16 protein-coding genes are annotated in these 22,930 nt (G+C 69.1%); 11 read left to right on the plus strand and 5 right to left on the minus strand.

The window, feature by feature from the left end; all coding sequences use genetic code 11:
* Positions 1–43 precede the first annotated feature (43 nt).
* From glgP to KEG38_RS28760, 3 genes are read right to left on the minus strand one after another with little or no spacing between them, the layout of a single operon-like run.
* On the minus strand, positions 44–2,620 hold the full coding sequence (gene glgP, locus KEG38_RS28750) for an alpha-glucan family phosphorylase (protein WP_272418644.1): 2,577 nt from the start codon (positions 2,618–2,620) through the stop codon (positions 44–46).
* A 41-nt stretch (positions 2,621–2,661) separates the two neighbouring features.
* Entirely contained in the window at positions 2,662–3,291 is a 630-nt protein-coding gene (locus KEG38_RS28755) for a DsbA family oxidoreductase (protein ID WP_272418643.1), read from the minus strand.
* A complete protein-coding gene (locus tag KEG38_RS28760) occupies positions 3,284–5,242 on the minus strand; it encodes a L,D-transpeptidase (protein WP_272418642.1) in 1,959 nt (652 codons plus the stop codon). Before KEG38_RS28760 ends, KEG38_RS28755 begins: the two co-directional genes overlap by 8 nt.
* Positions 5,243–5,374: 132 nt before the next feature.
* Here KEG38_RS28760 and KEG38_RS28765 point away from each other — a divergent pair, with 132 nt between their 5' ends.
* The gene (locus tag KEG38_RS28765) at positions 5,375–5,950 is read left to right on the plus strand and encodes a hypothetical protein (protein ID WP_272418641.1); all 576 of its coding nucleotides are present in this window, start codon (positions 5,375–5,377) and stop codon (positions 5,948–5,950) included.
* A 3-nt stretch (positions 5,951–5,953) separates the two neighbouring features.
* On the opposite strand, the gene KEG38_RS28770 is transcribed toward KEG38_RS28765, so the two are convergent.
* Both KEG38_RS28770 and KEG38_RS28775 read right to left on the minus strand, forming a co-directional pair.
* Entirely contained in the window at positions 5,954–7,294 is a 1,341-nt protein-coding gene (locus KEG38_RS28770) for a DUF1552 domain-containing protein (protein WP_272418640.1), read from the minus strand.
* Positions 7,291–8,964: a DUF1592 domain-containing protein gene (locus KEG38_RS28775; RefSeq protein ID WP_272418639.1), complete on the minus strand. Its 1,674-nt coding sequence runs from the start codon at positions 8,962–8,964 to the stop codon at positions 7,291–7,293. Before KEG38_RS28775 ends, KEG38_RS28770 begins: the two co-directional genes overlap by 4 nt.
* A gap of 132 nt (positions 8,965–9,096) precedes the next feature.
* Here KEG38_RS28775 and KEG38_RS28780 point away from each other — a divergent pair, with 132 nt between their 5' ends.
* The 10 genes from KEG38_RS28780 (at position 9,097) to KEG38_RS28825 (ending at position 22,801) form a co-directional block, all read left to right on the plus strand.
* Entirely contained in the window at positions 9,097–9,921 is an 825-nt protein-coding gene (locus KEG38_RS28780) for a hypothetical protein (protein WP_272418638.1), read from the plus strand.
* Positions 9,911–10,390 carry a hypothetical protein gene (locus tag KEG38_RS28785; protein ID WP_272418637.1) on the plus strand — a complete coding sequence of 160 codons (480 nt, stop codon included), beginning with the start codon at positions 9,911–9,913 and terminating at the stop codon, positions 10,388–10,390. Before KEG38_RS28780 ends, KEG38_RS28785 begins: the two co-directional genes overlap by 11 nt.
* A 235-nt stretch (positions 10,391–10,625) precedes the next feature.
* Positions 10,626–11,612 carry a hypothetical protein gene (locus KEG38_RS28790; RefSeq protein ID WP_272418636.1) on the plus strand — a complete coding sequence of 329 codons (987 nt, stop codon included), beginning with the start codon at positions 10,626–10,628 and terminating at the stop codon, positions 11,610–11,612.
* 179 nt (positions 11,613–11,791) lie between these two features.
* Complete coding sequence (locus tag KEG38_RS28795; protein ID WP_272418635.1) at positions 11,792–12,901, plus strand: STAS domain-containing protein; 1,110 nt, start codon at positions 11,792–11,794, stop codon at positions 12,899–12,901.
* A gap of 179 nt (positions 12,902–13,080) precedes the next feature.
* The gene (locus tag KEG38_RS28800) at positions 13,081–14,529 is read left to right on the plus strand and encodes a serine/threonine-protein kinase (protein ID WP_272418634.1); all 1,449 of its coding nucleotides are present in this window, start codon (positions 13,081–13,083) and stop codon (positions 14,527–14,529) included.
* 73 nt (positions 14,530–14,602) lie between these two features.
* Positions 14,603–15,628 (plus strand): hypothetical protein, encoded by a 1,026-nt coding sequence (locus KEG38_RS28805; protein ID WP_272418633.1) that lies wholly within the window; start codon positions 14,603–14,605, stop codon positions 15,626–15,628.
* Positions 15,628–16,638, plus strand: coding sequence for a hypothetical protein (locus KEG38_RS28810; RefSeq protein WP_272418632.1), 1,011 nt, complete (start codon positions 15,628–15,630; stop codon positions 16,636–16,638). The genes KEG38_RS28805 and KEG38_RS28810 overlap by 1 nt, the downstream gene beginning before the upstream one ends.
* An 86-nt stretch (positions 16,639–16,724) precedes the next feature.
* On the plus strand, positions 16,725–17,612 hold the full coding sequence (locus tag KEG38_RS28815) for an SDR family oxidoreductase (protein ID WP_272418631.1): 888 nt from the start codon (positions 16,725–16,727) through the stop codon (positions 17,610–17,612).
* A gap of 375 nt (positions 17,613–17,987) precedes the next feature.
* Complete coding sequence (locus KEG38_RS28820; RefSeq protein ID WP_272418630.1) at positions 17,988–20,303, plus strand: AAA-type ATPase lid domain-containing protein; 2,316 nt, start codon at positions 17,988–17,990, stop codon at positions 20,301–20,303.
* Between the two features lie 110 nt (positions 20,304–20,413).
* Positions 20,414–22,801, plus strand: coding sequence for an ATP-binding cassette domain-containing protein (locus tag KEG38_RS28825; protein ID WP_272418629.1), 2,388 nt, complete (start codon positions 20,414–20,416; stop codon positions 22,799–22,801).
* Positions 22,802–22,930: the final 129 nt, after the last annotated feature.

Consider the following 22,930-nt stretch of genomic DNA (forward strand, 5'->3'; position numbering starts at 1 on the left):
CCTACCCATGCCAGAAAGCCAGGCGCGTGTCACGCGAAAATGTCTAATGCCAGCGGACGAGGCGCGCCGCGTAACGATCCGGCAAGGACTCGTGCGCCGGGATGACGCGGACGCCGAAAGCGTGCTCACCGCTCTCGTCGGTGGGAATTTCGCCCTCGAAACGATGGCGGCCGCCGCCGAGATCCGCCGCGTGACGCATCGGAGCCGCCTCCGCGCCGCGGAGCGAGCCGTTCGGGCCCGGGCGACCATAATAAAGCTCGACGACGACGTCGCTCGGCGAGAGGGCGCCGAGGTGGATCTCCGCCGCGACGCGCAAAGGCTCGCCGCTCGGAAGGCGCGAGGGGCCGAGCTGCGCCACGGAATCGACACGTACGGAGCCCCAGGCGGCGCGCACGCGGGCCTTCCATTCGCAGGCGGCGCGCGCCGCGAGGAGGCCGTCCTCCGTCAAGCGGCGATGTCGCGCGAGGGCAGGCTCGTAATACCTTTCGGCATACTCGCGCACCATGCGGGTCGTGTTGAACGCAGGGCCGATCGTGGTAATGCTGCGCTTCATGCGGGCGATCCAGCTCCGCGGGAGGCCGGAAGCATCACGCTCGTAATAAAGCGGGACGATGTCTTCTTCGAGCAATCGATAGAGGGCCTGGGCCTCGACGTGGTCGCCGTGGCCGGTGTCCGCGTACTCCTCGCCGCGGCCAATGGAAAACCCATTGTCGCCCGCATATCCCTCGGGCCACCAACCGTCGAGGATGCTCGCGTTGAGCACGCCGTTGAGGCCGGCCTTCATGCCGCTCGTGCCGCTCGCTTCAAGGGGCCTGCGCGGGGTGTTGAGCCAGACGTCGACGCCCGCGACGAGCGTGCGCGCGACGCCCATGTCGTAATCTTCGACGAAGACGATGCGGCCGCGGAAAGGCTCGGCCATGCCCGCGCGCACGATGTCGCGAATGAGCTCCTTGCCGCCCCAGTCCTGCGGATGCGCTTTGCCGGAAAAGACGAGCTGCACCGGGCGATGCGGCTCGTGGAGGATCCGCGCGAGGCGCGCCGCGTCGCGGAGGAGGAGCGTGCCGCGCTTGTACGTCGCAAAGCGGCGGGCAAACCCGATGGTGAGCGCCTTCGGGTCGAGGAGGCGCTCGATCCGCGCCGGATCCTCGGCGCGCCCCTTCTGCGCGGAAATGGCGGCGAGGCGGGCGCGAATCTGCTTCACGAGGCGCTCTTTGCGGCGGCCGTGCGCGGCCCAGAGGACCTCGTCGGGGATTTCGGCGATTTTCGCCCAGACGCCGGGTTCGGCGGCACGTTCGAGGAAATCGGCGCCGAGGTAACTCGCATACAGCAAGGCGAGCTCGCCGTCGAGCCAGGTGGGGACGTGGACGCCGTTCGTGACCGAGCCGATCGGGACTTCGTCTACCGGGAGGCCAGGCCAGAGGACGCTCCACATGGCGCGCGCCTCGCGGCCGTGGAGCATGCTGACGCCATTGTAACGGTCGGCCATTCGAATGGCGAGGACCGGCATGGAGAACTCGCTGCCGGGACGATCGGGCTCGACGCGGCCGAGGCGCATGGCCTCCTCGGCCCCGAGCCCGAGGCCCTCGCCGAGGACCTTCAGATACGGGAGAGCGAGGTCGTGCGCGAATGCGTCATTTCCGGCCGGCACGGGGGTGTGCGTGGTGAAGACGTGGCCCGCCGCGGCCGCCTCGGACGCCGCGACGAAAGGCGCTCCCGTGCGCCCCATGAGCTGACGGACGCGTTCGAGCGCGAGGAACGCGGAATGGCCTTCGTTCATATGGCAGACGCGCGGCTCCTGGCCGATGGCCGAGAGGAGCCGGACGCCGCCCACGCCGAGCAGGACCTCCTGGCAGATGCGGTGCGCGCGGTCGCCGCCGTAAAGGGTATTCGTGAGCGCCCGATCCTCGGGCGGGTTTTCGGGGATGTCGGCGTCGAGCAAATAAAGCGGGACGCGGCCGACCTGCGCGCGCCAGGCCTGGAGCTTGACCTCGCGCCGGCCCGCCCCCGCACGTGCGGGGAGCTCGACGGAGGTGACCACGCGACGGCCCTTTTCGTCGTTCACGGGCGAGACGGGCAAATCGTGCCAGTCGTTCGGCGGATATCGCTCGTTCTGCCAGCCCTCGATATCGAGGCTCTGACGAAAATACCCCTGCGAGAACGCGATTCCCACGCCGACGAGCGGCAAGCCGAGGTCACTCGCGCTCTTCAGGTGATCGCCGGCAAGGACGCCGAGGCCCCCCGAATACACGGGCAAACACTCGTGGATGCCGAATTCCATGGAGAAATAGGCCATGGTGCCGCGCGACGCTGCGTTTTTGCCGTATTTTCGGTCGAACCAGGTGGAGCGGTCGAGGTAATCCCCGAGGGAGCGCTCGACCGCGGAGAGAGCCCGGAGATATCCGTCGTCCCGCGCGAGCTCATCGAGGCGGCGCTGCGAGGCGAGCTTGAGCAGGAGGATCGGATTGTGCGCGACACGCTCGTAGAGCTCGGCGTCCACGCGCCCGTAGAGCTCACGCGCGGCCGGGGTCCACGTCCACCAGAGGTTTTGCGCAATCGTGACGAGTGGCGCGAGCTCCGGCGGGATCGTCGGGAAGATCTGGTACCGGTGGACCGTGAACATGGGCGCACCCTAGCCGGAGACCTCCCGGAAGGCGAGCCCGGTCAATCGCAGTGGCCGGCTCCGTCCGCATTGAGAATGCCGGATCGGAGGAACACTTCGAGGCGGCCACGCTCGCCCATACCGACGAGGCGTGCCCCGCGCGGCGAGACGAGCACCGGGATTCTCCGGTCGAACGGGCCCTGCTCCCATTCTTTTTGCCAGGTCTCCAGGGTCTTTTTGTCGTTTTCCCCGACGATGAGCTCGGGCAAACCCGCGACACGGCGGAGCTCGTCGAGCACGCACGAGTCGGAGATGTCCCGGGCGTGAACCCACAAGGCCCGATACAGAAGCGTCTTCAAGGACTCCGCGCGGGCCGGGTCGTGCCGGCGAGCGGCCGCGACGAGGAGCGTCGCCCGCTCGGTGTTCGGCCGCGCCGGCGGCGTGCTGATGCTGACGGCGGGCTCGCGTTGCCGCACGGAGAGGACCTCGCGCTGGAGCTCCTCACGCTCGGGGGTCGTATTCTTCGCAGGAATGGGAAGGTGCGGCATGTGGCGGATGCCGCGCCATTCGACCTTGCGCTCCGCACAGAGCTCCAGGAGCCGCTCGTTCTGCGCGTGGCAGAATGGGCAATTGAGGTCGCCGTAAAATATGTACGGCGCGCCCGAGGCCGCGCCCTGGGCCGGCTCATTCATGAACGATCACCGTGGTCCCCTCCCCGAAATCCTCGCCTGCGTTCACCGCATGCCAGCCCTCCGGGACGGGCGGGTCGGTCCAGAGGAAGACGCGGTGCGCGTCCACGGGGGAGAGATTGACGCAGCCGTGGCTGCGCGGCGTGCCGAAGACGTCGTGCCAGTACGCCGTGTGGAGCGCATATCCACTCTCGAAATACTGGATGTACGGGACGTCGCGGAGCTGGAACGTGCCCTCGCCGCGGCGCCGCGTGACGCCGTACTCGCCGTCGCCCTTCGTCGGGATCTTCTCGGCGCCCCCGGCCGCAGGGGCGGGTTTGCCCTTTGCAGCGCCGGGCTTCGCGGCGGCCGGCTTCGCCGCAGGTTTGCCGCCCTTCGCGGCCGCCTTGGGATCGGGCTTGCCGCCGGGTTTTGCATTCTTATCGCCGGCCTTCGGCGCCGCGGCCTTGCCGCCACCGTCGGGCGAATGCGAGGCGGCGACGGTCGTGACCTTGGCGCCGCCCACGCTCGAGCCCTCGTTCGAGTCCATGGTGGCCGTGATGTGCTTGTTGCGAATCTTGAAGACGCCGCGGACCGTGGCCGTGGTCTTCTTGGGATCGTCGAGGCCAGCTTTGCCCGTGGAGACGAGCGTCGCGTAAATGGGGCGCTTGCCCTCCCACATCACGAAGGTCTGGTTCGTGATGGAGATCTCGATCCATTTCTTGCCCTTTTCGGCGTCCTCGGGGAACGAGGCGGGCGGGACGGCGAGGCCGACGTCGAGCTGGCTGAGCCAGCGTTTGTCCTTGGTGCGGTAATACTTGACGCCCTCGACGGTCTTCATGGTGCCGGCGAGCGCGTGGACGCTGCGCCATTCGACGTCGACTTCGGGAATGGCCTTGCCCTTGGAGATGCGATACGTCTTGGCGCCCTGCGTGCGGACGAACGCGAGCGGGAGCGAGAACTCGTCCGTGAGCTCGAGCCCATGCCAGGGCGAGCCGAGGTCGGGCTTGATCTTGGTGTTCGGCGCGAGGCGCAGATCCGTGGTGATCGCGAAGCGGCGATTGAGGTTGTCCTCGCCCGTGGGGAAGGAGCCGATGAGCGAGAGGCCGGTGTGGCGACGCGCGCGGTCGGCGAAGACGGCGAAATCAGGGACCTTGAAATCGCTGATGTTGGGGATGAGGCGTTTTCCGCCTTCGAGCCAGAAAGGAATGGGATCCGCGTCGCTCTCGCCGCCGAGGAGCTGGCCGAGTGCGAGCTCCTGCGAATTTTTGCCGAGGCCCATTTCGCCGATGTGCTTGCCGGGAACGGGGACGCCACGATCGTCGATCGGCACGTCGGGCGCGCCGAGGACGACCTGGTTCACCGTGGCCTCGTTCTGCTTGTACCAGTCGAGGTGCTCCTGGAGCTTGAACTCGGAGTCGTACTGCTGCTTGGCCGTGGGGACCTTGACGTACAGGGGGAGGACGGCCCGGACGAACGCATATCGATACGGGAGCGCGGCCTTGAGGTCCGGGCGCTTGGCGGCGGCCTTGAGGATGGGATTTTCGAGGTCGGTCGTGGCCTCGTCCCCGGCGCAAACGAAGCCCTTCGGGTGAATCTCGTACCAGCCGCCCGGACAACCGGCCTTGCCGACAGGCTCTTCCGAGCGGGCGACCTTGGCCCCGACGCGCAGGTAGCCGAGCTTTTTCGCGGTGTCGCGCGGCTCGGCGTAGACGGTGGTGACGAACGCCGTGATGCCGAGGAGCGGTTTGTCCGGAGGCGGCGGGGGCTCGGGAACCGCGTTCTGGCCCTGGACGGCAGGCGGCGGCGCAGCCGCGTCGTCGGGGACGCCGCCGTCGGTCTGCGCGGCCGCGCCGGGGCGCTTGCAGCCGAGGGCGGTGAGGGCCGCGAGAACGGCGAGGGTGAAGGCGCCGAGCCGCGCGCGGCCCGAGCCCACAAAAAGCGAGGGAGCGGAGAGGCGAGCGCGCGGGATCATGGGGGATGGATGCCAAAAGATGCGGCCGGATGCAAAGGGAAGGTGCGGGGAGGACGGAGAACGCTCGGCCCAAGGTGGGATGCGACGTACTTCCGTGCGCCGTCGCGCCGTGCGAGGCTGCGCGCCCGAGCCATGATCGACGTGAGCGTGCCTTGCCCATGTGGAGCGGACGTCTCGTTCCAGCACACCGCTTGCCCCGCGTGCAAGACGCCGGTGTCGCGGGCGCTGCGCGACGACCTCGAAGCGCGGCTGGAGCGCGCGCACACCGAGTACGGCGAGGCGAAACAAAGCATGCGCCGGTCGGCGACGGTGCTGTTCGTGGGCGGCGCGTTGTACGTCGTGCTTGCGCTGTTCGTCTTTTACCTGGCCCGGAGTGTCGAGACCGTGTCGACCTCGATCGATTCGTGGGCGGACACGCTCCCCCTCCTCGCGAACGGGGGCCTCGGCCTGCTGCTCATCACCTGCGCGGCCTGGTCGCGTCGATCCCCGAACGCGGCGTTCGCGGTGGCGCTCGGGATCTGGCTGCTCTCGCAGATCCTCGGGTACGTGGCCGCGCCGGCCCTGTTTTTCCTGGCGTTCATGTCCGCCAGCGGGATCGCAGAGATCTTCGCGAAGGGGGGCCTGCTGGTCTCGCTCGTCCGAGGGCTCCTCGCGGCGGGGCGCGTGGACGCAATTCGAGCGGAAGTGGCGCGTGGAGCGGCCGCTTGAGGGCTAGACGAGCAAGCCCGGCAGCGGCCCCTTGCAAAAGGCCGGATTGCCGAACGTCGTGACGGGCACGCCCATGGCATGGGCGATCGCGATCAGAAGATCGTTGTGATAGGCGCCGGAATGCTTGTGCCATCGCCCGGTGGCGAGCGCGCCGCCCGCGCCGCCCATGAGGAGGAGCGGGACGTCGCGGCGCGCGTGGGTGTTGCCCTGCGCAATGTCGCTGCACCAGAGGATGACGGTGTTGTCGAGGACCGTGCCGTCGCCTTCGGGGACGCTGTCGAGCTTCTGGCAGAGGTACGCGAGCTGCTGCGCGTGCCAGTTGCCAATGTCGATGAGCGCCTGCTGCCGCTTCGTGTCGGAATCGCTCGAATGCGAGAGCGTGTGATGGGGTTCGTCCTGGCCGAGCCAGGTGAAGACCTTGCCCGTCTGGACCGTGGTCCACTGGATGCTCGCGACCCGCGTGAGGTCGCAAATGAGCGACATCGCGAGGAGGTCGAGCTGGGTCTTGGCGATCTCCGGGTAGTTGTCGTTTTCGAGGGGCTCGACCGGCGCGCCGAGGACGGGCGGATTGCAGGAGCCGCCAATGACGCCAGGCGCATCGAGGCGCTTTTCGATCTCGCGGACGGCCTCGAGGTGCGCGTCGACCTTCATGCGATCACTCGTGCCGAGGCGCGAGGAGAGGTGCTTGTAGTCGCCGGTCACGGCGTCGAGCACGGTCTTCCTCTGCGCACGCAGGCGCGCGAGGGCCTCGGGGTCGGTGCCGAGGTCCGAGAAGATGCGCGTGTACGCCTGGTACGGGTCGTCCTCGGGCGGGACAGGTTGTCCGGGGCCGCGGTAGGAGATGCGCGCCGAGACGTTGGCGTACTGGACCTGGACGCCGAACTCGAGCGAGGGGAAGCGCGTGGTCTGGCCGATCTGATCCGCGAGGAACTGATCGAGCGAGATGCCGCCGCCCCAGCCGACCATCTTGCCTGGGTTGCAAGCGTACGGGAAAAGCGAGCCCTCCTGGAGCTCGGTGCCCGTGAGCGCATGGCCGATGCCCTGCTGGTGCGGGTCGCCGGGGCCGTGGTAGGCGGACTCGTAGTCGACGCCTTCGAGGAGGATCGCCTTCTTCTTGAAGGGTTCGAGCGGGGCGAGGATGGGGCCGAAGGTGAAGTCGGTCTCGGTGCCCGTGGGGATCCACGCGGGTTTGACCGTGCCGAGGCCCGTGAAGAAGACGACAAAACGCTTCGGGAAGGCGGTGGCGCGGGCCGAATCGGCCATGGCCCCGAGGAACGGCAGGCCAACGGCCACGCCGCCGAGGCCGCGAAGGAGCGTGCGACGGCTCAGGGTCCTCTGTTTCATGGTGCCTGCGTCACGACGGCCCGGCGATACCGGAACGCGTCGGTCTGGGTGAGGGCGACGAGCAGCTCCTGGACGTTGAAGCCACTCGCCGCGAAGGCCTGCTGGATCTCGCTCATCGAGCAACGATCGTCCTCGCCTTCGACACGGCCGTAGGCGAAGCGGAACCACTGGGTGGCGACACACTGGCGCGCCTCCTCGCTCTGCGCGAGGCGCCGGCCAAGCTCGACGACGCCCTCGAAGGGGCCGTCGATGCCGCGGGTGTCGACGAGCTCGCCGGAGTCGTCGATGGGCAAACCCTGGTCGGTGTCGCGGTAGAGGCCGATGCCGTCATAGTGCTCGAAGCCAAAGCCGACGGGATCCATCTTCACGTGGCAGCCCGCACAAGCCGGGTTCTCCGAGTGCTCGGCGAAGCGCTCGCGCGTGGTGGCGTCGGGGCGGACGTCGGGCGCGTTGAAGGCGGCGTTGTTCGGCGGCGGCGGGAGGATCTGGCAGAGGAGGCGCTCACGGACGAACTTGCCGCGATGCACGGGCGAAGTCTGGTTCGGCTTGCCCGTGGCGGCGAGGACGCTCGCGTGCGTGAGGATGCCAGAGGTCTTCGTGGGATCGAGCTCGACGCGCTCGAAGCTCTGCGTGGCCGGGCCATCCTCGACGCCGTAGAACGAGGCGAGCTCGGCGTTGAGCATCGAGTAGTTGGCGGTGAAGACGCTGCCGATGTCGCCCTGGCCCTCGAAGATGACGTCTTCGAGGAACGCGAGGGTCTCGGCCCGCCAGAGCGGGCGGATGCCCTCGTAGTACTTGGGGTACGTGGAGCTGTCTTTCTTGATGTTGTCGAGGTGGGAGAGGCCGAGCCACTGGGCGTTGAAGTTCGCCACGGCCTCGCGCGCCCGCGGATCGCCCAGCATGCGGCGCGCTTCCTTGGCGATCTCTTCCTTCGTGTCGAGGCGTCCCTCGTCCGCGGCGGAGAAGAGAGCCTCGTCCGGCATGGTGCCCCAGAGCATGTACGAGAGGCGCGAGGCGATCTCGTGGGGGGAGAGGGGCACGACGTCGGCCTCGACGGGGTCGGGCATGCCGAACTCGACGCGGTAGAGGAAGTGCGGGGACTGGAGCATCACCTGGAGGACGAGCTCGATGCCCTTGGAAAAACCGTCCTCGCCGAGGCCCCACGAGAAGACGTCCTGGAAGCGCGAGACCTCGTCGTCCGTGAGGGGGCGGCGATACGCGCGGCGGCCGAAGGTCTGGATGAAGGTGGTGGCACACGCCTGCTGCCCGATCGTTTCGGGATCACAGGGGAGCAGGGCGCCGAGGTTCTTCACTGCGCGGGCGGAGATCTGCTCGGCCGCGACCATGTACTGCTCGGCGAGGATCTGGGTGACGCCGAGGGCCGTGGCCTGGTTGTCGAAGCCCATGGCCTCTTCCTCGGGCACGAAGCTCGAAGCGGGCTGGGTGTCGTCGCCGAGCAGGTCGCGGACGGTGTTGTTGTACTCGAACCGGGTCATGCGCCGGATGGGCGATTTGCCGGGGATCGTGCCGACGCACTGGAAGGCAGGAGCCTCCCCGGTATCTTCACCCGGCGGGTCGCCGATGTGACCCGAGCAAGCCGCGAGGGACGCCGCCGCAGAAAGGGCGAGGGCGCCACCGAGAAGCCAGGGCAAGCGCACAGCGTAGGTCATGAGCAAGGATCCGCGGGGGCTTGGCCGCGGCTCTCCGAGCGTAGAAGAAGGTGGGCCGGCCGTCGACCATTTCCTGATGCCGTACGCGTGCTTCGGCTCGACGGCGAGGGAGAGATCGCTACCCTGCGGGCCGTGCCGAGAAGGGGAATCCGCCGCGTCGCCGGGATGATCGCGATCACGACCGCGATCGCCACCGCCTCCGTGGCCGCATCCGCCGCCGCTCCCGCTTCCGCCTCGCCGGTCGGGGGCAGCTTGCACTTCGGCGTGGAGGTCGCGGCGCGTTGGTTCGCGTACTCGGACCCGCTGAAGATCGCCACGAACCTGCGGCCGTACGACGTCGTGGGGGTACCGATGATCTCCCTCGGCGGCGAGATCCAGCCCTTGCGCTGGACACGCGTGCCGGTGCTCGAAGGCGTGGCGATCACGGGGGCGTACACGTTCGCGCCGCACCTCACGTCCGCCGTGACCGAGGGGCGCGATATCCAGACGAGCTGGGATCGCGGGAATGTGGCGCTCCGCGTGCCGATCCGGCTCGGGCGCGGGGAGCGCGCGCCGGTGGTCGCGCCACGCGTGGGGTACGGTTGGCTCGGTTTTTCATTCCAGGAGACGGGGCCCCTCGCGGCGGAGATCCCGACGGTGAGCTACAGGCTCGTGCGCGTGGGCCTGGACGGGCGGATCGGGCTCGCCGGGCCGCTCACGCTGGTGGCGGCATTCGAGTATCTGGAGCCCACCTCGGGCGGGGCGCTCTACGAGCGGTTTCGTGATGCGACGCTCGGCGGGATCGACGCGGATCTCGGCGTCGCATTCGCGCTCGCGAAGGGCACGGAGATCTCGCTTTCGTTCGGATATACGCGGTTCTTCTCGACGTTCGTGCCCGTGCCCGGCGACGCGTACGTGGCCGGCGGGGCGCTCGATCAATTCGGCGGTGTGAAGCTTGGGATCGACTATGCCCCGTGAAAACCGTTCCCTCCGGCGCGCGCTCGCCTCCGCGCTCTTGCCGCTCGTGATCACACTGCTCGCCGCGGGTTGTCCCGGTCGGCTGGAAGACCCCGACCGCTTCCTCGACGGCGGCGGCTTCACCTGCCCGGACGTCGTGACGGAGCTCTTTCCGAAGAGCTGCGGCGGGTCGATCTGCCACGAGGGCGCCGAGCCGGCAGCGGGGCTCGATTTGATAGCGCCGGGCGTGGTTTCACGGCTCGTCGACAAGATGGGACGCGATTGCCCGGGGATCCTCGTGGACCCGGTGGTCCCGGAATCGAGCTTGCTTTACGAAAAATTGCTGCCGCTGCCAAGCTGCGGGTCGCCGATGCCGATCGGAAAGCCAACGCTGACGCCGGAGGAGCTCGCCTGCGTGCGAGATTGGATTTCGGCGCAGATGCCGACGGGCGGTGAAGACGGAAACGGAGACGGCGGGGGCGGGCCGTAGGGGATCACGCGGCCGTGTCATGCGGCCGTGACAGCGAGCGTCACGCGGACATGACACCCGTCACGGCGTCGTGTCATGGATGGGATGCGCGCACCGCTGCGCTGCGGAAAAAGGCCGCATTCGGCGATCGTGCGCGGCTGGCATCGCCTTTGCGATGGCTTCGTCAACTACCCGACGAGACGGATTTTCGCAAGCGGCATCCGCCTTCGCGAGAAAGGAAGAGTGACGAAGCCATATGTACAAGACCGTTGCTTTGCACGCGTTCGCCCTCCTCGCCTGCGTGCTCCCGGCCTGCGTCGTCGATTCCACGACGGAAATCGAGGACGGCATCAAGATGCCGGGCGCGGCGCCCGAGAGCGCACAGGTGGATGGAAAGATCGCGACCCTGGAGCTGTCCAGCGGGAAGGTGATCTTCGTCGACGAGGGGGATGGCGTCGGGTTCTGGGAGATCGGCAACGTCGATCTCTCGTCGCTGCTCCACGAGCAGAATGCCTCCGCGCTCGAGGTCTTCCTCGCGCTCGCGCCGGAAGGGACGCCCGTCCCGTCGCGGCTCGTGGAGCACCACGCGGAGGTCGTCGCCCGGACCGGTACGGTGCCCGCGGAGCCACGAAAGCTCGCGCCGATGTTCGTGATGCCCGCGGTCCAGAATCTCACGAACGAGCCCTTCGACTACCACAACTCGGGTCTCAACTGCTGGGGCTGGGCTGGGACGCTCGACGATTACAATGCGTCGACGGGCTATAGCTCCTTCACGATCGGGACGTTCCAGAGCAGCTTCAACGCCGACTCGCAGATCACCGGGAATGCGATCCAGGTCTTGAAGGGCGCCACCACCCTGCTGTCGCTCCCGGACAACGGCGGGGGGGTCGAGACCTCGTGGGGTCACGAGCGCGAAATGGCCATCTGCGCGTCGAAGGCCGTCCCGTTCGGCCAGCCGGGGAGCTGCGACGGCAATGGCGTATTCGTGAGCGTCACCGTGCAGTGCACGGACGAGGCTGGAACGTTCGTGGGTGTCGACACGATCGACCTCGAAGCGTTCGGCGTGGGCGCGCGCTTCCGCTCGAACGCCACCAATACCGGGGGCCGCGCGCGCAAGTATCGCATCCAGGCCACGTTCAATGCCGAAAACGACACCAGCGTCACCGCCGCCACGGAGTGCCAGGACCAGGCCGCGGTGGTCTGGCGGTCGAAGCATACGGGCGGCAGCATCATCCTCCCGTAGAGTGTGTTCGCGCTGGCGCGGGCGAGGTGAGCTTCGACAAACTCTGGTTCCAGGACACTATACGCGACCACGGGCAACGTATTGTCGTGACGCAGCCAACCGGCCATCGCGCGCCGCACATTTCAGGCCTCGAGCATCTCCACACTCCGCCCCGATCGGAGGTATACCGCCAGGGACGTATGCCTGAGACCACCCTCGTGGAGCGCTTGCGTGGTGTGGAGCGGCTCTGCCTGCCGGTATGGGTCTTCGACGTGGAGCGGGCCCGCATGGCCTGGGGGAACGCCGCCGCCCTCGAGATCTGGCGCTCGCCGAACCTCGACGAGTTCCTCACCCGCGACTACTCCGATGCCTCCGCCGCGACCCGCAGCCGCAACGAGGGCTTGCTCCGCAAGCTGTGCGCGGGCCGCGACGCGCACATCGAGCACACGTTCACGTTCTATCCCCGCGGCGAGCCCTTGCACCTGCGGGTCTTCATGTCCGCCATCGAGCTCGACGACGGCCGCTTCGCCCTGCTTTACGAAGGCCACGTGCGGACCGAGCAGCAAGACCCGAGGATCCTACGTAGCGACGAGGCGCTGCGGCACGTCTCCGCGATGGTCGCGCTTCTCTCCACGGAAGGCTCCGTGCTCGTGACGAACCCGGCCGCCGAGCGCGCCTTCGGCAGGTCGAGCACGCCGTCGGCCTGGTTCGAGGACCCAAGCGCGGCGACGCGGATCCTGAAGGTCGCCAAGACCCAGGAGGTGCTGCACGAGGAGCTCGTCGCGCTCACGAACGACGGTCCGCGGTGGCACGCCGTGGAGGCGCGGCGGACGAGTGATCCGGCGACCGGGAAGTACGCGGTCGTCGTGCATCAGGTGGACGTGACGAATCGGCGGGAGCGCGAGGCGCTGATCGAGGCGCAGCAGCGCGAGATCCTGGAGCTGTCGGCGCCGCTGCTCGACGTCGCCGAAGGGGTCGTCGCGGTGCCGATCGTCGCGGCCTTGACCGAGGCGCGGAGCGCAGAGCTCGAACGGCGTCTCTTGCCCGCGGTGATGGAGCGCGGGGCGCAGGTGGTCGTGTTCGATCTGACGGGCGCGACGGCCTCGGAGGGCGCAGGGCTCGCCCAGCTCGTGCGGCTCATCAGCGCCGTGCGGCTGCTCGGCGCGCGGCCGATGGTGACGGGCGTGCGGCCGGCGCTTGCAAGGGAGCTCGTGCAGAGCGGCGCGGAGCTCGCGGGCGCGGCGGTGATGCGATCGCTGCGGGATGCGCTTTCGGCGTCGCGTCCTGCGCAGAGGCCCTTCCGGCGCTGAAGCGCGCGTCTGGGCGGCGAGGGTCTGTCTCGGTCGAAGGACGGTGCAGTTTCCGACGGCCCCGATTTTGAAGTATCGGGATGCCATGCCATAATGCGTCTGAATTTTGCGTCGAAGGTGGGGCCGGACGGGACGAAATCGGCCGAGACGGAGGGTCGACGCAGGGGGGCGGGGGCGCCATGAGTTTGCCGGTCGCAATCGGGGACGTGATCGCGGAGAAATACCGCGTCGATCGTCTCCTCGGCTCCGGCGGGATGGGCGTGGTCGTCGCGGCCACGCACCTCGAGCTGCGCACGCGCCGCGCGATCAAGGTGATGCAGCCCCACGTGGTCGCCTCGGCCCTCTGCATCGAGCGCTTCCTGCGCGAGGCGCGGGCCCTGTCCGAGCTGCGCAGCACGCACGTCGCGCGCGTCTACGACGTCGGACGCCTGCCGAACGATGCGCCCTTCATGGTCATGGAGTACCTCGAAGGACAAACCTTGCTTTCGCGGCTCGCCGAGGTCGGTCCGCTGCCCGTGGAGGAGGCGGCGATCCACGTCCTGCACGCATGCGAGGCGCTCGCCGAGGCCCACGCGCTCGGCATCGTCCATCGCGACCTCAAGCCCGACAACCTCTTCCTGACCCAGGCCCACGACGGCTCGCCCTGCGTCAAGGTGCTCGATTTCGGGGTGTCGAAGCTCCTCCGCGACGAAGGCCCGACCCGCACGAGCACCGGCGCGATCGTGGGCTCGCCTCTCTACATGTCCCCCGAGCAGATCAACGCCGCGCGCGACATCGACGGGCGAAGCGACATCTGGGCGCTCGGGATCATCCTCTTCCAGCTCGTCACGGGGGAATGTCCTTTCGGCGGCAGCAACGTGCTGCAGATCCTCTCCCAGCTCGCGAACAAGAAGCCGCCCGTGCCGTCCTCGCTCCGCAAGGACCTGCCGCCGAGCCTCGACGCGATCATCCTGCGTTGCCTGGAGAAGGACCGCGAGCGGCGTTATCCGGACGTGGTCGCCCTGGCGCGTGATCTCGCGCCGCTCGCGCGCCCCGACCCGGAGCCGCCGGCGGCGCTCGTCGCGCGCATCGAGCGTGTGCACGCTCAGGCGACGAAAAAAGCCGCGATGTCGATCGCCGCCGTGCCAGAGGTCGATGCGAGCTTCGCGCTGCGAGCCGATCAAACGATGGACCTCGGCCGCACCCCTCCGCCGTGGACGCGCGCAGGCATTCAAACGACGATTCCAGCAGAGGGCGGGACGCTCCCGTCGAACCTCGGCGCGCCGACCGAGACGCATACGGCAAAGCCGCGGCGCGCCATGGTGCGGCATTTCGCGGCGGCCGCGATCGTGCTCACGCTCAGCGTGCCGCTCGGCGGATTCTTTTACAAGATGTCCCCCGGGGCCCATACGACCGCGTCGCCGGTCCCCGCCGCATCGTCTTTTCTGTTTCCTCCCCTCCCCGCGACCCTCCCGAGCACGGGTTTGTCCGCGTCGGAGCAGGCCCCGAACGAGGCCAAAACGGTCGCGCCCGCGGCCGCTTCTGTCGGGGTCGTTCCGATTTCGTCGGGGTCGGCGCCTCCTTCGACCACAGGGCGGACGGTTTTTCCACAGAATCGCTCGACACCCCGACCTCCTCCGCGCTATTGACGAACATCATCTGCGCGAGGACGGCTGCGCCATGGCGCACGGGGGCTTGCCTAGAATGGTCCTATTGGCTCGCGTGATTATCGATAGGAATCTCCCCCGCGCCGCGGCCCTCCTCCTCGGGGCCGCGTTCGCGGTGACGCTCGCGGGCAGCGCGTCCGCCGAGGTGCCGCCCGATGTCCGCGCGACCGCGGAAAAACTCTACCAGGACGCGTACGTGCTCGCGCTCGAGGGGCATCACGCGCGCGCCTGCGAGATGTACGAGGAGAGCGATCGGCTCGATCCGGCGAACGGGACGAAGCTCGAGCTCGCCAGGTGTTACGAGGCGACGGCGCGGCCCGCGAGCGCGTGGGCGCTCTACGTCGCGGTCGCCGAGGCCGACAAGGCGACCGGGAAAAACCGAGCGCGCGAGGCCGAGGCGCGCGCCCGCGCCGACGCCCTCGATGCCGAGCTGCCGAGGCTCGTGCTGATGGTGCCGGCGTCCGTCGCGGACCGGAAGGGCCTCACGATCACGCGCGACGGCGTGGCGGTCGGCGAGGCGCTCTGGGGCACGCCGATGCCGGTGGACCTCGGAAAACACACGATCCGCGCCATCCGGCCGGACAAACAGGCCTGGGAGAGCGTCGTGAACGTGTCGAGGAATGGCGAGACGGTGACCGTGCCCATCCCCGCGCCCGCAGCGTGGGCGCCGCGCGTGCGCGAGGTGCCACGTGGACGCGACGAACGGCGAGGGATGAGCCCTCCGCCCCCGCTGGTCCTTTCGCTCGGGGGCGTGGCCCTCGCGGGGTTCACGGTCGGCGGCGTGACCGGCGGGCTGGCCTTCGCGAAATGGGAGGAGGTCAAAGAGATGGCGCCCAGGCAATGCAGCGCGCCCGCGGGTTTGTCCGGGTGCACGCAAGCCGTGGCCGACAAGGGGGCCGAGGCGTCGCGGTTCGCGGGCGCGTCGACGGCAGGGTTCGTCGTGGGAGGCGCCGCGCTCGCGGCGGGCGCGATCGTCTGGCTCACGAGCGGGTCGGGCAAACGGCCGGCCGCCGGGCGCATCGAGATCCTGCCGGTCGCAGAGCCGGCGAGCGTGGGCGGCGTCGTGCGAGGAGCGTTCTGATGGGAGGCGCTGCTCGTCCTTTGGGTCTTCGTGTCCTCGGGGCGCTTGCCGTCGCGACCACGAGCCTCTCGGCTTGCGGGCTCGTGGTGGGCATCGAGCCCATCGGTGTCACCTCGGGCGCGGGCGGTGGTGGTGGCGGCGGCACCGGCGGCACCGGCGGCGACGAGGCGGACGGCGGTCCCGGAGGCGCGCCTCCGCAGGGGCTCGGCTGCGACGACGCCATTCCGCTCGTCTTCGTGGACTGGGGCACGGTGGAGATCGACGCCGAGACGACCGAGGCAAAGGGCACGATCGAGAGTGGCCCGTTCACGGGGTGCACGACGTCGAGCGGCCCGGAGCACGTCTACGTCTTCGACGCGGAGCAGACCGGATATCTCACGGCGAGCCTGCCGGCCACGGCGACGAGCTTCAACAGCGTTCTCTACGCGCGCCGGACGAGTTGCTCGAACCCGGACGGCGTCGTGCTTTGCCATGACCAGAGCGCCCTCGGCGGCGAGCTCCTTTCGTTCCCGGTCATGACGGGCGAGCGGATTTACCTCTTCGTGGACGGCCGGACGTCGGAGGATCGGGGCGCCTACCACCTGACCGTGAGCTTCTTTCCAGGCACGAGCTGCACGGGCCCGGTGCCCGTCGTGCTCGGCACGCCGATCGGCACCACCGCCATGGTGCTCGGCGTGAACAAGGTCGGCCCCGACAACGACGCGAAATGCGGAGCCTGCGACACGAACGATTGCGCGGGGCAAGGGCGACAGACGATTTTTTCGATCAAGGCGCCGCTCGCGAAGGAGATCGAGGTGCAGCTCGACGCGACCTTCGACGCCGTGCTCTACGCGCGCACCGATTGCGAGAACGACATGTCCCAGCTCGCGCAGGACGGGTGCATCGACTCGCCGGAGAAGGGCGACGAGGTCATCCGCATCCCCGGCGGCGTGACGCCCACGATCCTGTTCGTCGATACGAACGCGGGGAGCCCCGCGGGCCCCTTCTCGATGCGGCTCATCCTGAAGTGAAGGGATGATCGCGGCGGACGAACCCATCCGGCGTCCATCCTTTCGGTTGGTCCCTCCGGACCCCAGGTACGTCGCCGGGGGGAATCATGAAGCAAGCCGCGAAGAAGGATCCCAAAGACCTCGGGCAGAAACCTCCGTTCCCAGCGCAGGAGCAGGAGCACCCCGGCGCCGAGTCGGGCATGCAGCCTCGAGCGGACCACGGGGAGACGTCGTACCGAGGGCTCGGACGGCTGAAGGACCGCATCGCCCTGATCACCGGCGCCGACAGCGGCATCGGGCGCGCCGTCGCGATCGCCTACGCGCGCGAGGGCGCAGACGTGGGCATCGCGTACCTGAGCGAGCACGAGGACGCGAACGAGACGAAGCGCCTCGTGGAGGAAGCCGGCCAGAAAGCCGCGCTCTTCCCCGGCGATCTCTCGTCCGACACGGCATGCAAGAAGCTCGTGGAGGACGCGGTGAAGGCCTTCGGCCGCATCGACATCCTCGTGAACAACGCGGCCGAGCAGGGCAAGGCCGTCGAGACATTCGAGGAGCTCGACGCCGAGCGCGTGGAGCGCACCTTCCGCGTGAACATCCTCGCGATGTTCCACATCGTCCGGCACGCGCTGCCGCACATGAAGCCGGGCAGCGTCATCATCAACACGGCATCGATCCAGTCCTACCAGCCGAGCCCGGAGATCCTCGATTACGCGGCCACGAAAGGCGCGATCGTCACCTTCAGCAAGGGCCTCGCGCAGGGGCTGATCGAGCGCGGGATCCGGGTGAACACGGTGGCGCCAGGGCCGGTGTGGACGCCGCTCGTCGTGCAGTCGTTCCCGGCGAACAAGAACGCGCGCTTCGGGGAAAACAGCCCCATGGAGCGGCCCGCGCAGCCAGCAGAGCTCGCGCCAGCGTACGTGTTCCTCGCGTCGAACGAGTCGAGCTACGTGAACGGCGAGGTGCTCGGCGTCACGGGCGGTAAGCCCCTCGGCTGAGGAGGGGGGCCGCTGCGCTGGGGCGTTGCCCCAGGCCCCACCCGGGGCTGTCCGCCCCGGGACCCGGACCAGCGCAAGCGCTGGACCCTTGGTCGATGAACTGCGCGATGCGCAGTTCATCGAACAGGCCGAGGCAAGACCAGCCACGACCCTGCCGACCAAGACAGCAGCGCTGACCTTTCGACTGGCAACGCTGTCCCTGTCCCACCGGCTCGTGGAAGAACTGCGCATCGCGCAGTTCTTCCAACCCGAGTCCAGGGCTTGCCCTGGTTCGGGTCGAGGGGCGAACAGCCCCCGCGGGGTCCGGGGCAGAGCCCCGGCGCGGCGCCCCTGCCCTTTGGCCCAGCGGCTGCCCTTCCGCTACCCTGCCGGGCGATGCCCTGGCATACCCGCTCGCTCTGGATCGCGGCTCTCGCCGTGGCGTATGCCGCGGTTGCGGGGCTCTGGGCGACGGGCGGGGATGCGAGCACGTGGTTTGCGCTGCTCTTGCCGCTCGCGTGTGTGGTCGGCTGGAGGCTGACTGCGGAGGACGTGCGCGGCGACGATACGCTCGATCCGGGCGCGCGCTCGGCTGCGCGGCTCACGATCGCTGGCGCTGCGCTCTTCACTGCGTCGCGATGCGGGGCGAGCGCGCCGGGCTTCGTCGCAGGCGAGAACCTCGGCGTCGCGCTGGCAGCGATGGGCTCCTTGTGGGCCATTGCGCGGATCAAACCTCTTGGTGGGCTCGCGGAGCCGAGTCCCTCGGCGCGTAGGCTCGACGCTGCTGCGTTTGCCGCGTTCTTCTGGGTGGTCGCGGCGGCGCTGCCCGGCGCGGCTGCGATGCTGCCCGAGCGCACCGAGGGGCTCGATCCGCTGCTCATCGACTATGCGACCGTGGCTGCGTCGATCGGCTCGCTCGGCGTCCAGCTCTTCGCGGCGGCGCGGCTTGCGGCCACGCGGCGCGCTGAGATCGGCGTGGCGGAGCGGGCGCAGGCGGCGCTCTGGCTCGGCTCGATCGCGCTCGCCGTGGGGATCCTCGCGGCCGCGGCGCAGGTCCTCCCGCCTGAGCGGGTCTTGCCGATCGCGGTGGTGCTTGCGTCGGTCGGCGCGGCGTTTGCGGCGGCGAGCCGTGAGCCCGAGACGGTCCTCTCGGTCCTTCGGCTCACGCTGGCGACGACGGGCCTCGTCGCGCCGATCGCGCTTGGCGCGGTCTATGCGGCGCACGTGCGGCCGGCCGTGGCGGGGCCGATCGCGTTCGGGGCGGCGGGGGCGGCTGCGATTGCGGCGCTCGTCGCGCAGAGGCTCGCGCATCGGGCGGGGCCCGGGAGCGGGCGGCTCTTGCCGGCGCTGCAGGCTGCGACGCGGGCGGCGATGACGCCTGATCCGGAAGATGCGCTCCGATCGGCGCTCTTCGAGCTGCGCGGCGCGCTCGGGCAAGACGGCGATCCGCCGGCCCTCTACCGGTTCTTCCCGGCCGAACAGGTCAGCGTCGATCGCGCTGGCTTCCTTCACACGAAAAAGGCCGAGATGCCGCCGCGGCTCGTCTCGCTCGCGGACGCGGAGCCCGAGCGGATCCTGCGGATCGAGGTGATGCATGCGGTGTCGGTGCGGAAGCCCGAGGTGCGTCCGCTCATCGCGTGGATGGAGGACAACCACCTCTCGGCCGTGAGCGTGGTCCGCGACGTGGATGGCCCGATCGGGGCGCTCACGGTGCCCGCGGGGGCGCGGGTCGCGCCCAAGGCGCTCTCGGACGTGCGGGCTCTGCGGCAGCTCTCGGATCGGCTGGCCGCGGTGCTCGGCGTGTCGTCGATGCTGTCGCGCTCCCGCGAGCGTGAGCTCGTCGCGCGGGGCGACCTCGAAACGCGCGAAGCGGAGCGCGCGCGCCTCGCGACGGAGCTCGGGCGCATCGAGGGCCAGTTCGAGGCCGTGGCGAAGAGCTTCGAGCAGCGGGCGCGGGTCGCGCTTTACAGCCCCGCGGCGCAGGCGGCGGTGCAGCGGCTGGAGCAGCTCGCGGGCGTGGACGTGCCGGTCACGCTCTTGACGTCGCCTGGGATCGACGCGGTCGCGTGGGCGGCGCTCGTGCACCTTGCGTCGGCGCGCAAGAAGGGCGTCATGGTGATCGTGGACGGGACGAACCCGGCGGAGCACGACACGGCGAAGTGGCAGGATCGGGTCGCGTCGCCGCTCGCGCTTGCCGCGGGTGGGACACTCGTCTTGCTCGACGCGCACGTGCTGCCGGAGCTCGTGCAGATGCGGATCGCGTCGGGTTTGCCCGCGGACGTGGGGCTCGTGGTGGCGCTGCCGGGCACGGTGGACTCGCTGGCGGCGAGCGGGAAGCTCTCGGAGGCGCTGGCGGATCGGCTCGGGGATCGGTCCGTGGCGCTGCCGGCGCTCTCGTCGCGCGGGGAGGATCTCTCGCTCCTCGTGCTGGAGACGCTCACGCGCATCGGAAAGCGGCTGCGGCAGGCGCCGCTCGGGATCGATCCGCGCGCGCTGGCGGCGCTCGTGGACTACGATTTCCCGGGCAACGACGCGGAGCTCGAAGGGATCCTCTTCCGGGCCGCGCTCGTGACGCCGCCGGAGGCACGCGCGGTGACGGTGCGTGAGCTCGAAACCGCGGGGTTCTCACCGCCGCCAGGGAGCGAGCGCAGGGCGCGCGGGACAGGGCCTTTGCCGCAGCCGCGCAGGAAGCGGTCGTCGAAGACGACGTAGCGAGGCGTCTGCTCGATCTCGTGGGTGATCCGAGACGCCTGCGGGGTCCCTGGACAAACCCGGCGGCGTCTCTTGACAAACCCGTTGGTGCTCGATGACATGAGCCCAACATGGTCTCCAAAAGCCAGCACCCCGCAGACAACCACGATCTGATCCGCGTCCAGGGCGCCCGGGAGAACAACCTGAAGGACGTCAGCGTCGAGATCCCCAAGCGGCGGCTGACCGTGTTTACCGGCGTCTCGGGATCGGGCAAGTCGTCTTTGGTGTTCGGCACAATCGCGGCGGAGTCGCAGCGGCTGATCAACGAGACCTACAGTGCGTTCGTGCAGGGATTCATGCCGACGCTGGACCGGCCCGAAGTCGACGTCCTGCAAGGGCTGACGACCGCGATCATCGTCGACCAGGAGCGACTGGTCGGCAACCCCCGCTCGACGGTCGGCACGGTGACCGACGCCAACGCGATGCTGCGGGTGCTGTGGAGCCGCCTCGGCAAACCGTTCGTAGGCCCGCCCCAGGCCTTCGCCTTCAACGTCCCCTCGGTCCGCGCGGCCGGGTCGATCACGGTCGAGAAGGGAGCCGGCAAGGCCGAGAAGGTCGTCTTCACCCGCACCGGCGGCATGTGCCCGCGATGCGAGGGCATGGGATCGGTCAGCGACATCGACCTCTCCCAGCTGTACGACGACACGAAGTCGCTCAACGAGGGTGCGCTCTCGATCCCCGGCTACAGCATGGATGGCTGGTACGGCCGGATCTTCCGCGGCTGCGGCTTCTTCGACCCGGACAAGCCGATCCGCAAGTTCACCAAGAAGGAGCTCCACGACCTGCTCCACAAGGAGCCGACCAAGATCAAGGTCGACGGCATCAACCTGACGTACGCGGGCCTGATCCCCACGATCCAGAAGTCGTTCCTGTCCAAGGACGTCGACGCGCTGCAGCCGCACATCCGCGCCTTCGTGGAGCGGGCGGTCACGTTCGCCACCTGCCCCGAGTGCGGCGGCACCCGGCTCAGCGAGGCCGCCAGGTCCTCCAAGATCAAGGGAAAGAACATCGCCGACGCCTGCGCGATGCAGATCAGCGACCTCGCCGCGTGGGTGCGCGGTCTGGACCAACCGTCCGTCGCGCCGCTCCTTTCGGCGCTACGCCACACGCTCGACTCGTTCGTGGAGATCGGGCTGGGCTACCTCAGCCTCGACCGGCCGACCGGCACGCTGTCGGGCGGCGAGGCGCAACGCACCAAGATGATCGGCCACCTCGGCTCGTCGCTCACCGACGTGACCTACGTCTTCGACGAGCCGACGATCGGGCTGCACCCCCACGACATCCAGCGGATGAACGATCTGCTGCTGCGGCTGCGCGACAAGGGCAACACCGTCCTCGTGGTCGAGCACAAGCCGGAGACGATCGCGATCGCCGACCACGTCGTCGATCTCGGCCCCGGCGCCGGCACCGCGGGCGGCGAGGTGGTCTTCGAGGGCACCGTCGACGGGCTGCGGGCGAGCGGTACGCTCACCGGGCGTCACCTGAGCGACCGGATTTCGCTGAAGCGGTCGGTGCGGAAACCGTCGGGTGTGATGAAGGTGCGCGGCGCCCGCACGCACAACCTGAAGAACGTCGACGTCGATATCCCGCTCGGCGTGCTGGTGGTGGTGACCGGCGTGGCGGGGTCCGGCAAGAGCTCGCTGATCCACGGCTCGGTGTCGGGCCGAGACGGGGTGGTGTCGGTCGACCAGGCCCCGATCCGTGGCTCGCGGCGAAGCAACCCAGCGACCTACACCGATCTGCTGGAGCCGATCCGCAAGGCGTTCGCGAAGGCGAACAACGTGAAACCCGCCCTGTTCAGCGCCAACTCCGAGGGCGCGTGTCCGACCTGCAATGGCGCCGGGGTGATCTACACCGACCTCGCGATGATGGCCGGCGTCACGACGGTCTGCGAGGACTGCGAGGGCAAGCGGTTCCAGGCGTCTGTGCTCGAGTACCGGTTCGGCGGGCGCAACATCGCCGAGGTGCTCGACCTGCCGGTCAAAGACGCGGTCGACTTCTTCGGCGCCGGCAAGGCGCGTACGCCAGCCGCGCACGCGATCCTGCAGCGCATGGCCGACGTGGGGCTCGGCTACCTGCGGCTCGGCCAACCACTCACCACGCTGTCAGGTGGCGAGCGGCAGCGGCTCAAGCTCGCAACGCACATGGGTGAAGACGGCGGCGTCTACGTGCTCGACGAGCCGACCACCGGGCTACACCTGGCCGACCTCGAGCAGCTGCTCGGCCTCCTGGACCGGCTGGTCGACTCCGGCAAGTCGGTCATCGTGATCGAGCACCACCAGGCGGTGATGGCGCACGCCGACTGGATCATCGACCTCGGGCCAGGCGCAGGCCACGACGGCGGGCGGATCGTGTTCGAAGGCACCCCAGCCGACCTGGTGGCGGCAAAGTCGACGCTGACCGGCGAGCACCTGGCGGCATTCGTCGGAAGCCGTCCGAAGGCTGTCCCATCCCGCTGAGCAAGTCCGCGTTTCCCGCGATTGCAAGCCGCCGCGCCGGGGCGCTGCCCCGGACCCCGCGGGGGCTGTTCGCCCCTCGACCCGAACCAGGGCAAGCCCTGGACTCGGGTTGGAAGAACTGCGCGATGC

The organism is Polyangium jinanense (genome assembly GCF_028435265.1).
In the GTDB taxonomy this organism is placed as follows: Bacteria; Myxococcota_A; Polyangia; order Polyangiales; family Polyangiaceae; genus Polyangium; species Polyangium jinanense.